We start from the raw sequence: 14,235 nt of genomic DNA, 5'->3' as shown, positions 1-14,235 counted from the left end.
CCACGCCTGTGTTTAAATGTCGTTAGTCTGGCTTGCAGATTTGGATATGTCAACTTCTATACGTTTAGACGGCCAAATGAAACCTATCAGGCGACAACCTGCACCAGACGGCCTATGCTGTTCTTAATGAAACTGGTTGCGGGGTGATCAACGTGCGTGCTGTATGGGGGTTGCTGCTCTGCCTGGCGCTGCAATGCCAGGCGCAGGAAGACAAAATACCTGTCTATATCCGGGATGATGTCTATGCCGACTATCTGACGTTTTTGGCTGGGCGTGCTCCGGATGCCATCAATGACTTCAGCGGCCCAGGTATGCGTCGTGATGTGGCAGACCTGGTGTTATTGCAGCAGGCGTTACTACTGGGTGGCTTTAAGCGGCAATTTCAATACCTGCCGGGTAAGATCAACTTCCGCAACACCAGTATGCTGAAAAATGGCGATTCCCTGCTGAGTTTTGACACCTACTGGCTAAGTGATGCAGAAAAATTTGCCGGACAGGTGTATATCACCGAACCCATTATCGCGAAAGGCGATTACCTTGCCGGTGTTTTTGCCAGCCCCGCCAATGAAAAGGTTTTTCAGCTGCGCAGTCTGGAGCAATTGCGCCAGCTAACTGCGGTATCAACGCCCAAATGGCACACTGACTGGGCCACCCTGTCGGCGTTGCCGCTGAAACAATTGTTCAGGCAAGATGAATGGTTAAGTCAGGCAAGAATGGTGCATCTGCAGTGGGCGGATTTTATGCTGATGCCTTTCTTTCCTAATGAAAATCAGAGCTTCATTCTGGAAAAAATTGAATTAAAAGCAGTTCCCGGTATAGCAGTGTTATTGAATGACAGCCGCCATTTTGTGATCAGCCGTAAACACCCCGAAGGTGCAGCGGCTTTTGCGGCCTTAAACCTTGGTTTGCAGCAAATGAAACGACAAGGCACGATCAACAGGTTGTATCGGCAGGCCGGTTTTTTGGTTGATAAAAAACAGGTGCATATTTTAAACCCTCCATAAAGACGGAGAAACCTGCCGCAGTAGGCAAGATTTGTTCAGTTTGTATCTGACATACAAAAAACAACACCCAGACTTGCCGGGTGTTGTTTTTTATTGAGACCTGGATCTGCCAGTAAAATTACAGGTCCACCTCAGCATCTTCTGGCATCATGCCAAAATCGTCGCTGGCTGTCGGAGCTCCTTTGCCTGGTTCCAGCAACAGCTGGCGACGGATTTCCGCTTCAATTTCTTTGGCCACTGTCGGGTTATCTTCCAGGAATTTCATCGCATTGGCTTTACCCTGGCCAATCTTATTGCCCTGGTAGGCATACCAGGCACCGGACTTATCAATCAGTTTCTGTTGCACGCCCAGGTCAATCAGCTCACCCGTTTTGCTGATACCAGCACCGTACATAATAATAAATTCAGCCTGTTTGAACGGAGGCGCTACTTTGTTTTTCACCACTTTGACGCGGGTTTCGTTCCCTGTCACTTCGTCACCGTCTTTCACGGAACCGGTGCGGCGAATATCCAGACGCACAGAAGCGTAGAACTTCAGCGCATTACCACCTGTGGTGGTCTCAGGGTTACCGAACATCACACCAATTTTCATCCGGATTTGGTTAATGAAAATACATAAAGTGTTGGAACGTTTGATATTACCAGTCAGCTTACGCAGCGCCTGAGACATTAAACGCGCCTGCAAACCCACGTGGCTGTCGCCCATATCGCCTTCAATTTCAGCGCGAGGGGTTAAAGCTGCTACCGAGTCAACGATGATCACATCGACAGAACCAGAACGCACCAGCATGTCACAGATTTCCAGCGCCTGTTCACCTGTGTCCGGCTGAGAGACCAGCAGGTCGCTGACATTCACACCCAGCTTGGCGGCATACACAGGGTCCAACGCGTGCTCAGCGTCGATAAAAGCACAGGTTTTACCCAGTTTTTGTGCTTCAGCCACCACTTGCAGCGTTAATGTGGTTTTACCGGACGACTCAGGACCATAAATTTCGACAATACGGCCACAAGGCAAACCGCCAATACCCAGCGCAATGTCCAGGCCCAACGAGCCGGTAGAAATTGCGTCAATATCCAGGGCCTGGGTATCACCAAGACGCATAATGGAGCCTTTACCAAATTGACGTTCGATTTGGCTTAACGCTGCGCTCAATGCTTTTTGTTTATTGTCGTCCATCTGTGTCTCCGCTGAATTCTGTGAATGCACCAAAGTGCTGTATGCTCATACAGTAGTCTTTTTCATTTCGACTGTCAATAACAGGCCTGGTTATTTATATCCAAGTCACTTGACGTTGCGGGGAGGCGGCAAGCCAGTGAGTCCCCAGGAGCATAGCAATCTATGTGACTGGGGCGAGATGGTGCAGCCAACAAAGCCGCAGCTTCAAGTACGACAGATATAAACAGCATTTAATCGGCCAGCATCAACAGCAGTTGGTCCAAAGCAAAGTCTATGGCCTGCTGCCTTATCGCGGCTCGGTCACCAGCAAATAACTGCTGCACACTAACCTGATGGCCATGCAGATGAAAAGCAAACCAGACCAGGCCAACCGGCTTGGTTGGGGTGCCGCCTCCCGGGCCTGCAATACCGGATACCGCCACCGCCACAGGACAGCCAGCTGCCAGGGCTGCACCTTCGGCCATCTCCAGTACACAGGCTTCACTGACGGCTCCGTGTTGTAGCAGGGTTTCTGCTTTTACATTCAACAGTTGCTGTTTGGCTTTATTGCTGTAGGTGACAAAGCTGCGGTCCAGATAGCCTGAACTGCCGGGCACTTCAGTCAGGCTATAGGCGATGCCACCACCAGTGCAGGATTCGGCGGTGGTGATAGCCAGATTTTTCCGTAATAATAGCGCTCCTAAATCCGCCGCCAGTTGATAGGTAGAAGCCGGAATAGTCATTGTGGACCCCAACAGGAATAAGAAACCTATTATGCCGTCAGAAATTTATGCCGGGCAAGCCGCCAGTCCGCACACCCCGATGATGCAGCAGTACCTGGGCCTGAAAAGCCAGCATCCGGACATTTTATTGTTTTACCGGATGGGTGATTTTTATGAGCTGTTTTACGACGATGCTAAAAAAGCAGCGGCTCTGCTGGATATTTCCCTGACCAAACGTGGCCAGTCGGCTGGCCAGCCCATCCCGATGGCCGGGGTGCCTCATCATGCGGTGGAAGGGTATCTGGCCAAACTGGTGCAACTGGGTGAATCCGCCGCCATCTGTGAGCAGATAGGCGACCCGGCCACCAGTAAAGGACCGGTCGAGCGCAAAGTGGTGCGTATTGTCACCCCTGGCACCGTGACAGACGAAGCCCTGCTGCAAGAGCGGCAGGACAATCTGATTGCGGCCATTTACCAGCATAAACAGCAGTACGGTGTGGCCTGGCTTGACCTTGGCAGCGGCCGTTTCCTGACCAATCAGGTGGGCCATATCGACGATTTGCTGGCGCTGCTGCAACGCTTAAGCCCGGCCGAGCTGTTGTACAGTGAAGATCAGCCCTGGCCGGATGCAGTGCTGCAACGCAAAGGCACCCGCCGCCGCCCGGAGTGGGAATTTGACCTGCAAAGTGCACAGCGCCTGCTGACACAACAATTCGGTACCCGTGATTTAACCAGTTTTGGTGTGGACGAAGCCCCGGTGGCCTTAATGGCGGCCGGTTGTCTGATGACCTATGTGAAAGACACCCAGCGCAGTCAGTTGCCGCATATCCGTGCTATAGCGCTGGAACGGCATCAGGACAGCATTATTCTGGACGCGGCCACCCGCCGTAATCTGGAGCTGACCTTAAGTTTATCAGGCCAGACCGAACATACGCTGGCAGCCGTACTGGACCGCTGTCAGACCGCCATGGGCAGCCGCTTATTAAAACGCTGGATCCACGCCCCGCTGCGCGACCAGTCCCCTGTGCAGGCGCGGCATCAGGCGGTGGCTGAGCTGCAAAGCTATTACGCCGAACTGCAGCCACAACTGAAACAAGTGGGTGATTTAGAACGTATTGTGGCCCGTCTGGCACTGCGCTCTGCCCGGCCACGGGATTTTGCCCGCCTGCGTTCCACCCTGCAGCTGTTGCCGGAGCTCAGCCACAGCCTGCGGCCCCTTGGCAGCCTGCTGTTAGGTCAAATTAAACAAGCCACAGTGCCGCAACCTGAACTGTGCGCTTTGCTTGAACGTGCCATTGTGGACAACCCGCCTGTGCTGATCCGCGATGGCGGTGTGATTGCCGACGGCTACCACAGCGAACTGGACCAATGGCGCGCGCTGGCCACAGGCGCTACCGACTATTTAGAGCAACTGGAGCTGCGTGAACGTGAACGCACCGGCATTGCCTCACTCAAAGTCGGTTATAACAAAATTCATGGGTATTACATTGAAACCGGCCGCTCGGCCTCTGACCAGGTGCCAGCTGACTACCAGCGCCGTCAGACCTTAAAGAATAACGAACGCTATATCATTCCGGAACTGAAAGAATACGAAGATAAAGTGCTGGGCAGCCAAAGCAAAGCGCTGGCGCTGGAAAAACAGCTGTATGAGCAGTTATTCGAGCAAACGGCGGTGTATCTGGATGTGCTGCAAAACCTGGCACAGGCCATTGCCGAGCTGGATGTGCTGGCCAACTTTGCTGAGCGGGCGCAGCAGCTGAACTACTGTCAGCCGACGCTCAGCACAGAGCCAGGTATTGCTATTGAAGCGGGCCGCCACCCTGTGGTGGAACAGGTGATGACAGAACCTTTTATTGCCAACCCGCTGCAGCTGTCACCAGAGCGGCGTATGCTGATGATCACAGGCCCCAATATGGGCGGTAAATCCACCTATATGCGCCAGACTGCGTTAATAGTGTTAATGGCCTATATAGGTTGCTTTGTGCCAGCGCAGCAGGCGGTACTCGGCCCGGTCGACCGCATTTTTACACGGGTTGGTGCATCGGACGATCTCGCCTCTGGTCGCTCCACCTTTATGGTGGAAATGACCGAAACTGCCACCATTTTGCACCATGCCACAGCCCAGAGCCTGGTGCTGATGGATGAAATTGGCCGCGGCACCAGCACCTACGATGGCTTGTCATTGGCCTGGGCCTGTGCCGAATACCTGGCACAACAACTGAAAGCCATGACCTTATTTGCCACCCATTATTTTGAACTGACCGAACTGGCGTCCCAATTGCCGGGCCTGGCCAATATTCATCTGGATGCGGTGGAACATGACGAACACATTGTGTTTATGCACCAGGTGCAGGACGGTGCCGCCAGCAAAAGTTACGGCTTGCAGGTGGCCCAGCTGGCCGGTGTGCCCAGGGTGGTGATCCAAAAAGCCAAACAAAAACTGCAGCAGCTGGAAAAGCAGGCCACTTTGCATGTGCCAGCCAGAACTGAGTCTGCGGCACCAGTGCAGCAAGCCCTGTTCAACGAACCGGAACCGCACCCCGTGCTGGAGCAGCTGCAGGCATTGGACCCGGACCAGCTGAGCGCCCGCCAGGCGCTGGATTTGCTCTACCGCTGGAAGCATTTGATGTAGGGGCGGGTCTTGACCCGCCCGCTATCTTGATCTGCCCGTTATGTTGAACAACCTAAAGCCGCCCCAAGCAAAACTTGCTACACCAGGGCGCCGGTGCTACCATAGCGCGCTTTTTTCCGCCAGCCGAAAGGCCTGCAGAGAAAAACCTCCCCAAAACCAGGTCGCGGGTTTTGGGATTACCTTTATTTTGGAGATTAAAATGTCTGACATTTACGTATTAAATGCCGAAGTCCGTACTGACTTGGGGAAAGGTGCGAGCCGCCGCCTGCGTCACGCGGATAAAGTACCAGCCATCATCTATGGCGGTCACCAGGAAGCGCTGTCTATCACTCTGGAGCACAACAAACTGATCCAGGCTCAAGCGAACGAAGGTTTCTACACTCACATCCTGACGATTAAAGTTGGCGGTGAAGACGTAAAAGCTATCGTTAAAGCGATGCAGCGTCACCCGTTCAAGCCAAAAGTAATGCACGTTGACTTCCAACGTGTTGAAGCTGGCCATGAACTGCACACTGTAGTTCCAGTACACTTCATCAACGAAGCTGCTGCTGCGAAAAAAGGTGGTATCGTTGCTCACCATATCAACGAAATCGCAATTTCTGTGCTGCCACAGAACCTGCCAGAGTTCATCGAAGTTGACCTGGCCAACGTTGAAGTAGGTCAAACTCTGCACCTGTCAGACCTGAAAGTTCCAGCCGGCGTGACTATCGCTGAACTGGCTAAAGGCGCTGGCCATGACCAGGCTGTTGTTTCTGTAAACAAACCAGCTGGTAAAGCGGAAGAAACTGCTGAGTAATGTCTGACTTTGTTCAGCTGATCGTGGGCCTGGGTAATCCAGGCCCCGAGTATGAGAAGACCCGCCACAATGCCGGCCAATGGTTTGTTGAACAACTGGCCCGCCGCTATAACGCCCCGTTAAAAGCCGACCCCAAGTACCATGGCCTGACCGGCAAATTTTTGCTGAACGGTCAGGAAGTGAAGTTATTGATCCCCACCACTTATATGAATGTCAGTGGAAAAGCCGTGGCCGCGATGGCGCAGTTTTTTAAGATCAATCCGGAGCAGATTTTGGTGGCGCATGATGAGATGGCTATAGCACCGGGTTTGGCCAAATTTAAACTGGGTGGTGGCCATGCCGGTCACAATGGTTTAAAAGACATCACCAGCAAATTAGGCAATAATGCCAACTTCTACCGGTTGCGCCTGGGGATTGGCCATCCGGGCCATAAAGATTTAGTGACAGGTTATGTGCTGGGCAAAGCCCCACAAACCGAACAAAAATTAATAGAGGACGCGCTGGACGAATCCCTGCGTTGCCTTGAGCTGTGGCAAAAAGACGGCCTCGTCAAAGCCCAGCACCGTTTACACAGTTTCACCGCCACGGCCTGAGGGCCCAAGGCATACAGGGCGCGGCCATTGCGGCGCCTACTCAGTTGTGGCTCAGCACTTAAGGAATACGTCCATGGGTTTTAAATGTGGCATCGTTGGTTTACCCAACGTCGGTAAATCCACTCTGTTTAATGCGTTGACCAAAGCAGGCATTGAAGCAGCGAACTTCCCGTTTTGTACTATTGAACCAAACACAGGCGTAGTACCAGTGCCGGACCCACGGCTGAACCAGTTGGCCGCTATTGTGAACCCGCAGCGTATTCTGCCCACCACCATGGAATTCGTCGACATTGCAGGTTTAGTCAAAGGCGCATCCAAAGGTGAAGGTTTAGGTAACAAGTTCCTGGCCAATATCCGTGAAACCGACGCCATTGGCCACGTAGTGCGCTGCTTTGAAGATGACAATGTGATCCACGTTGCCAACAAAGTGGACCCGGCAGATGACATCGACACCATCAATATGGAACTGGTGCTGGCCGATATGGACAGCGCTGAAAAAGCGATTTTCCGGGTCAGCAAAAAAGCCAAAGCCGGTGACAAAGACGCCAAAGCTGAAATCGACGTGCTGGAAAAAGTCAAAGCGCACCTGGAGCAAGGCCTGACCTTGCGCCAGCTGGACTTATCGCCAGAAGAAAAAGCGCTGGTGTCTTACATGAATTTCCTGACCATCAAACCGACCATGTACATTGCCAACGTGCTGGAAGATGGCTTTGAAAACAACCCGCACCTAGACGTAGTACGTGACATTGCCGCCAAAGAAGGCGCCATTGTAGTGCCGGTCTGTGCCGCCATTGAATCAGAAATTTCTGAACTGGAAGACGACGAAAAAGCCGAATTCCTGGAATCCATGGGCTTAACAGAGCCTGGCCTGAACCGGGTTATTCGTGGTGGTTATTCACTGCTGAACCTGCACACTTATTTCACCGCTGGTGTGAAAGAAGTGCGCGCCTGGACTATCCCTGTTGGCGCCACAGCGCCACAGGCTGCAGGTGTCATTCACACCGACTTTGAAAAAGGCTTTATCCGCGCTCAGGTGGTGTCCTTTGACGACTTTATCGCCTGTAACGGCGAAGCCGGTGCCAAAGATGCCGGTAAACTGCGGGTAGAAGGTAAAGGCTACGTCTGTAAAGACGGCGACGTGATGCACTTTTTGTTTAACGTCTAAGTCTTCAGTCCCGGATAAAAAAACCGGACTTCATGTCCGGTTTTTTTATCGAATGTTCAGATGAACCTCGGTGTAACACCGGCCTTTCGCATCACAGAGCCATCATTTCGCTATACGGTGAGCAAACTGCGACACGGCATCCACCACTCTTTTGGCTGCGTCCTGTATTTCATGAATGCCTTGTTGCGCCTGAACCACTAACTCAGTCACCGCTTTCGCCTGCTGCTGACCGCCTTCAATAATGCTGACCGCATTGCCGGACAAATGCTGGTTTTTACTGACCACATCAACAATTTCCACTGTGGCGGCACTGGTGCGCGAAGCCAGCTGACGCACTTCATCGGCCACCACAGCAAAACCCCGCCCCTGATCGCCGGCCCGTGCCGCTTCAATGGCCGCATTCAAAGCCAGCAGATTTGTCTGTTCAGCAATACTGCTGATGCTTTGGATGATGGAACCAATCAGCTGAGACTGAGTGGCTAAATCGTTGATATTCACCACTGCCTTTTGCATCTGCAACTCCAGCTGTGCCATCACCTCCGCCATTTGCTGCATCACCTGCATGCCATTTTTGGCACTGCTGTCCGTCGCCTGCGAAGTTTCATAGGCCACCTGAGCGGCGTTGGCAATTTCGAGCTCCTGCTGTACCTGCTCAGTGATCAGGGTGGCAAACTTGACAACTTTCACCAATTGCCCCTTGCCGTCTTTAATAGGGTTATAGGAGGCTTCCAGCCAGACTTCCCGCCCAGCTTTATCGATCCGCTGAAAACGCGACGCCACAAAGTTCCCCTGCTGCAGCTGCCGCCAAAACTGTCCATACTCTGCACTCTGGCTGATGTGTGGCGGACAAAAGATCCGGTGGTGTTTGCCCTGAATTTCGTCCAGTCTGTATCCCATGCCTTTCAGAAACAACTCATTGGCCGTCAGCACATGACCGCCCATGTCAAACTCAATGACCGCTGTCGAACGCTGCATGGCACGGATCAGCGCTTCATGTTGCTGAGAGCTTTCAATAGTGCGGGTCAGGTTGGTGGCATACAGATCAAAGTATTCTACTTGGCCCTGGCTGTCTTTTATCGGACAAACCGCAGCCCTTAACCAGAACAGCTGCTTCTGCGAATTACCGACCTGCCAGGCACCGACCCAAAAGCTGCCGCGACTGACAGCATGGGACAATTTCTGAAAGTGCTCTGTGTTGCGCAGCTCTGCCGGCACCAGGTCGGTTACGGCACGCCCCACTAACTCAGTCGGACTGAACTCAAGTTCGGTTGTGAAGTTGTGATTGGCCTGGCTGATCTTACCGTGCCGGTCGAGCTCCAGACACAAAGTTTGTTGACTGACATTCAACTGCGCTTGCTGCAGTTTGTGGATTTGCTGCTTTAACTGCTCATTTTCACGTTGCAATGCGTTATGACCAAACCAATTCCACATAGGCCGTTCTCCAATAGTCGTTCATTCATCTGTCGTTTAACAACTATAACCAAGCGTCTGAAAAATTTAGAAAAAATTTCGCTTCATACGGACAGAGCCAGGCAGGAGTTCTGATCAATGGCATTCAGGTGCCAGCAGTCCATGCTTTAACCGACGCAGTTTGTTGTCATCCAACATGCCGCGATGTTTGACCAGCAAGCGGCCTTCCTGATCAAGAATTAAATTGGTTGGCACCGCATCCACACCTTCAATAGCGCGCAAAAAGGTGGCCGTCGCGGCAAAGGCTGGCAGGCTGGTTTGTAACTGGCGGATCTCCTGGCGTAATTCGTCCTTGGAGCCCTGCGCACCAATAAGGGCCAATTGCACTGACGGGCATTGCTGCTGCAGCTGTTGCATCAGTCGGGCCTGCTGTTTACAAAAACGGCAATCCGGACCGAAGAGTAACAATAAAGCCGCCCGCCCGCTGCTTGCTGCTGTCTGGTTCAGCCGGGGCAACTTTTGATACTGCAATACAGCCGCCTGGCTGTTATCCACCCTGGCGTCTGCTGCGCTCGGCGGCGCTGCACACCACAGCGATAACACAGCACAACACCACAGCAACAACAGCAGGCGCTTCATAACTTAGAAAGTCCAGCGTGCGCCAGCATATACACTGCGGCCCTGCAACTGACCAAAGATATAAGCCACGTCATAACCCCCTGAGCTGTCAAACATCAAAGGTGAACTGTGTTTGCGGGTTTGGGTGATATTCAGCAGGTTAGTGCCCCCTATATACAGCTGTACGTCCGGTTGCAGCTGCCACTGAATTTTGCTGTCGAGCTGACCATAAGCAGGCGCCCGCTGTGGTTTCAGCAATAACCCGGCGGCATCGTCATAACCTTCATAGTTGTAACGGGTTAAATCGCGGCTACCAAACCACACCCAGGCCAAATGCAGTTCCAGTTGGTCAGTGTGGTAATCAAAATCGACAGAAGCCCGACGATCCACCGGTGCTATGGCATAGCTGTGGCGGAAGTTGTGGTCGTAACTGAAATACTCAGCAGTGGCGCTAAAACGCAGTTGTTCAGTCAATGGCAGGCTGAACACCAGATCGGTGGTTTGCACCCTGGCTTTGTCGTCCAGCTGGCTCAGCACAGGTGTGCCATCTGGCGTTTCTTCCAGGCTGGCCAGGTGTTTGACGGAGGTATAGGCATGCGACAAGGTGGCGTTTAAGCCATCACTTTCATAACTCAGGGCATAATTGGCAGACACCGACAGCTCCAGTTCAGTCACCCCAATCTGAAAGCCTTTTTCTGCATCCAGAATGCCGTGTTCACTTTCAAAAAACGACAAAGGCGCACGATACCCACGGCCTGCCGACCAGCGTGAAGTCCAGTGATCATTATGGTAATAACGGATATCCAGTCGCGGTGCCAACACTTGCTGGTCAATTTCAGTGCCTGGTTTTTTCGGGTCAGTAAAATCGGCTTCCACCTGGTCGTAACGCAGGGCCAGGGCTAAATCCAATACATCACTGGGCTGCCAGTACAGCTGGCTGTAGAAGCCCTGGGTTTGGTAATCAAAGCTGTCGGACACAAAAGCAGGTACTGCGGACAAAGCGTCCGTGTAAGAGCGCATCTGTTCATCCCGGCTGTCCAGCCCATAAGTCATTTGGAGCTGGTCATTGACCTGCTGGTCGAACTGCAGGCGGCCATACAGCATGTCGTTATCTGCGGCATAGTCAATGCCTTCATAAAACGAATCCTGCTGATGTTTGGCGTAACTGACAGCCGCCTGCATCGACCAGTCCTTGTTCAGCTCATGCAACCATTTGTTATAGGCCTCGCTTCGTTCGGTTTTGACCCACTCTGTGGTTTCCCAGGCTTTGCCTAGGTACTTGCCTCTGATGTTATCCCCTTCAAATAACTGCTCAGAAGGCTCTGCGTCATAGCCATCCAAAGCGGCGCTGATGGACTGGGTGGTGCGGCCAAGCACAGGGCCGCCGAACACTTCGGAACTGACGGTACTGACACGAAAGACGGTGTTGGTGTGGTCAGAGAAATCGTGGCTGACCCGTGCTGTCAGGCTGTTATTGCGTAAATAAGGTGTTTCGGACACGCCGTTATCGTCTTCATCATACTGATCGCGGCTGTCATGTTGGCCTGTGAAAGTCCAGCCGGTCGCGTCGTCGTCACTGATGCCAGAATGATGCAGCTGAGCTGTGCGTAAGTCCTTGCTGCCAAAAGAGGCGTCCAGCATGGTGCTGTCTTCCAGCGCTTCTTTGCTGACCAGGTTCACAGTGCCACCAATAGCCTCAGGTGCCAATAAAGAAGCCCCGGCGCCGCGGGCCACATCAATCCGGTCTAAACCTGCAGTGGCCACTGCATCGAGGGCATAAAAGCCGGAGAGCATAGTAAAGACCGGCAAACCGTCCACCAGTATGGTGGTGTGTTCGCCGCGCATGCCGTTCAGCATCACCCGCTTAGCGCCACACATTGAACATTCGTTTGACACCCGTACTCCAGGCTCATCTTGCAGCGCAGTGGTCAGGTTAAAGGCGTTTTTGTCTTGCAGAAAACTGGCGTCCAGGCTTTCGGTTTTCAGCAGCACGTCCTGCAAGCGGCCCTGCTGGGATAAACGGCCTCGTACCCCGCTGACCGAAATACGCTCTACCTGAGCTTCAGCGGCGGTTCCGGCAGCGGCGCTGTTGTTTTCAACTGCAATTACCGCAGTGCTGATACTAAAAGCCATCAGGCTTAACACAAACTTCAACAGAGTGCTCCTTTGAGAAAAATAATCCCGGAAAAATGCTACATTATCACACTAAAGGCAGGCTAGTTTGGATTGTTCAGCGGCCAGAAATAGGGGACCAACAGAGCCGAAGCTGGTGTTGGTCCCCTTTCAACCGTTAAGCAGCGGCGCGGTAGTTATCTAACATGGTGTAACTGCGGGCGTACAGCGCAAACACCGCCGCAGCCACCAGCGCAAAAGCAGCGAAGAAAAACATTAAAAAGGCCGTTTGTGACAAGCCTGTGGCCGCCACATGCGAAAGTACTGTTTCGCTGCGAATGCTGTTATTGGCCAGCAGCACCCAGAGGTTACCGACTGTAACCGAAAGCTGCCAGAAGCTGGTGATGGTGCCTTTCATTGCGGCCGGTGCCTGGCTGTAGGCAAACTCTAAGCCTGTGGCCGACACTAATACTTCACCAAAGGTCAGCAGCGCATAAGGCAGTACCTGCCAGACAATGGACATCACAGTGCCACCATCCATCATCAGCTGCACTGAACCTATCACTATCCAGGCCAGGCCAGCAAAGGCAATACCGGCGCCCATCCGGCGCAGTGCTGTAATACGCAAACCGCAACGCTCTAACAGCGGAAATAACACTAAGTGGTTAAAGGGGATCAGCAACATCACCAGCAAGGGGTTCAGCGCCTGCATCATGGCAGGTTCAAACCAGTCAGGTTTGCTCATCTCATTGGCCTGCAAAATCCAGGTCGAGGCTTTTTGGTCAAACAAGGACCAGAACGGCGTCACCAGCGCGAACAGGATCAGAATACGCAACACCGAACGCACACCATCGACCGCGGCATCCGGGTGCAGACCTCGGGCCCTCTCTAGCTGCAGCGCTGCACCAGCGCCACCAAAACCCATTAGCAGCACTAAAGCCAGACAGAAAGCCGCCACAAAACCCAAAGCGGGCGTCTGGCTTAAACTAAATAACGCCAGGGCAAGGCCCATCAGCGCCAGATACAAACCAGGATTGGCCTGCCCCTGCTGTTTGGTCACTAACGCAGTTCTGACCACTTTTAAAAAGCTGTTTGGATCTTTGGGCTCTGGTGCCACATGCACATACTTCTTGCGTCCCAACCAGAAGAAAAAGGTCGCCAGCGCCATTAGCGCCCCCGGAATACCGAAAGCCACGGCAGGACCAAAATACTTCAGCGTCAGCGGCATTAATAAAGACGCAAAGAACGAACCGAAGTTGATGGTGAAATAAAAGATATCAAAGGCCTTTTGCGCCAGCTGCTTGTTGCTCTTGTCGAACTGGTCGCCCATAAAAGCCGACACCAGCGGTTTAATACCACCGGACCCTAACGCAATTAAAAACAAGCCTGTGTAAAAGCCTTCTTTACTGGTTTCAAACAGCGCCAGAAATAAGTGACCAATCACATAAACAATACTCAGGTACAAAATAGTGCGGTATTTACCCAATAACCGGTCGGCCAGCCAGCCGCCCAATAATGGAAAGAAATAGACCCCAATCACAAAGGAGTGGAACACATCTTTGGCTTCACCGGCCCGCAGGTGCTCGGGTACAGACAACAGCAGCGCAGTCATCAAAAATGGCGTCAGAATATTGCGCATGCCATAGAAGCTGAACCGCTCACAGGCCTCATTGGCAATAATAAAAGGAATGGAACGCGGCCAGCGCGCTATGGTGGTACTCATGCTTGGTTCTCATTTTGGCGCCTGTCGGGCGTCTTGGTTTTTCTTTTTACTGCAGCGGATGCTATAAGAAAAATGCCAATTCACCAAAAGTTAAGCGCTCAATCCAGCTATTTTTGCTTGCAACAGCAGCAACATGGGCAGAAAATCAGCAAACGAGCCGTTCAGCACGGATTGAGGCAAAAAAACGGTTGACGCAAAAAAACCGCATGAGCATAATACGCGCCACTTGCTTAGGACGACTAAGACAATGTGGCTACATAGCTCAGCTGGTTAGAGCACAGCACTCATAATGCTGGGGTCGCAG

The 14,235-nt window shown here is 52.6% G+C and carries 11 protein-coding genes; 5 read left to right on the top strand and 6 right to left on the bottom strand.

All coding sequences use genetic code 11. From position 1 onward, the window contains the following. Positions 1-152 precede the first annotated feature (152 nt). Positions 153-1,004 (top strand): hypothetical protein, encoded by an 852-nt coding sequence (locus tag WKJ03_RS12465; RefSeq protein ID WP_337842542.1) that lies wholly within the window; start codon positions 153-155, stop codon positions 1,002-1,004. A gap of 118 nt (positions 1,005-1,122) precedes the next feature. On the opposite strand, the gene recA is transcribed toward WKJ03_RS12465, so the two are convergent. Both recA and WKJ03_RS12455 read right to left on the bottom strand, forming a co-directional pair. Then, positions 1,123-2,181: a recombinase RecA gene (gene recA, locus WKJ03_RS12460; RefSeq protein ID WP_337842541.1), complete on the bottom strand. Its 1,059-nt coding sequence runs from the start codon at positions 2,179-2,181 to the stop codon at positions 1,123-1,125. A 230-nt stretch (positions 2,182-2,411) separates the two neighbouring features. Then, positions 2,412-2,903: a CinA family protein gene (locus WKJ03_RS12455; RefSeq protein WP_337842540.1), complete on the bottom strand. Its 492-nt coding sequence runs from the start codon at positions 2,901-2,903 to the stop codon at positions 2,412-2,414. A 31-nt stretch (positions 2,904-2,934) separates the two neighbouring features. On the opposite strand from WKJ03_RS12455, the gene mutS reads away from it, so the two are divergent. The 4 genes from mutS to ychF all read left to right on the top strand — a co-directional run bounded on the left by mutS (position 2,935) and on the right by ychF (position 8,068). Further along, positions 2,935-5,514, top strand: a complete 2,580-nt coding sequence (mutS, locus tag WKJ03_RS12450) for a DNA mismatch repair protein MutS (protein ID WP_337842539.1) — start codon at positions 2,935-2,937, stop codon at positions 5,512-5,514. Between the two features lie 199 nt (positions 5,515-5,713). Further along, positions 5,714-6,310 carry a 50S ribosomal protein L25/general stress protein Ctc gene (locus WKJ03_RS12445; RefSeq protein ID WP_337842538.1) on the top strand — a complete coding sequence of 199 codons (597 nt, stop codon included), beginning with the start codon at positions 5,714-5,716 and terminating at the stop codon, positions 6,308-6,310. Next, positions 6,310-6,903 carry an aminoacyl-tRNA hydrolase gene (gene pth / locus WKJ03_RS12440; protein WP_337842537.1) on the top strand — a complete coding sequence of 198 codons (594 nt, stop codon included), beginning with the start codon at positions 6,310-6,312 and terminating at the stop codon, positions 6,901-6,903. The genes WKJ03_RS12445 and pth overlap by 1 nt, the downstream gene beginning before the upstream one ends. A 73-nt stretch (positions 6,904-6,976) precedes the next feature. Beyond that, positions 6,977-8,068 (top strand): redox-regulated ATPase YchF, encoded by a 1,092-nt coding sequence (gene ychF / locus WKJ03_RS12435; protein ID WP_337842536.1) that lies wholly within the window; start codon positions 6,977-6,979, stop codon positions 8,066-8,068. 102 nt (positions 8,069-8,170) lie between these two features. Here ychF and WKJ03_RS12430 read toward each other — a convergent pair whose 3' ends face one another. From WKJ03_RS12430 to WKJ03_RS12415, 4 genes are all read right to left on the bottom strand, one after another. Then, positions 8,171-9,499 (bottom strand): PAS domain-containing methyl-accepting chemotaxis protein, encoded by a 1,329-nt coding sequence (locus tag WKJ03_RS12430; RefSeq protein WP_337842535.1) that lies wholly within the window; start codon positions 9,497-9,499, stop codon positions 8,171-8,173. A gap of 114 nt (positions 9,500-9,613) precedes the next feature. Further along, on the bottom strand, positions 9,614-10,117 hold the full coding sequence (locus tag WKJ03_RS12425) for a hypothetical protein (RefSeq protein ID WP_337842534.1): 504 nt from the start codon (positions 10,115-10,117) through the stop codon (positions 9,614-9,616). A gap of 3 nt (positions 10,118-10,120) precedes the next feature. Next, entirely contained in the window at positions 10,121-12,241 is a 2,121-nt protein-coding gene (locus WKJ03_RS12420; protein ID WP_337842672.1) for a TonB-dependent receptor, read from the bottom strand. 145 nt (positions 12,242-12,386) lie between these two features. Continuing rightward, positions 12,387-13,931, bottom strand: a complete 1,545-nt coding sequence (locus tag WKJ03_RS12415; protein WP_337842533.1) for an oligopeptide:H+ symporter — start codon at positions 13,929-13,931, stop codon at positions 12,387-12,389. Positions 13,932-14,235 lie beyond the last annotated feature (304 nt).

The organism is Rheinheimera sp. (assembly GCF_037442525.1).
Lineage (GTDB): Bacteria > Pseudomonadota > Gammaproteobacteria > Enterobacterales > Alteromonadaceae > Pararheinheimera.
The sequence above is the reverse complement of the archived record's forward strand: the minus strand, read 5'-3'. Positions and strand labels throughout refer to the sequence as shown.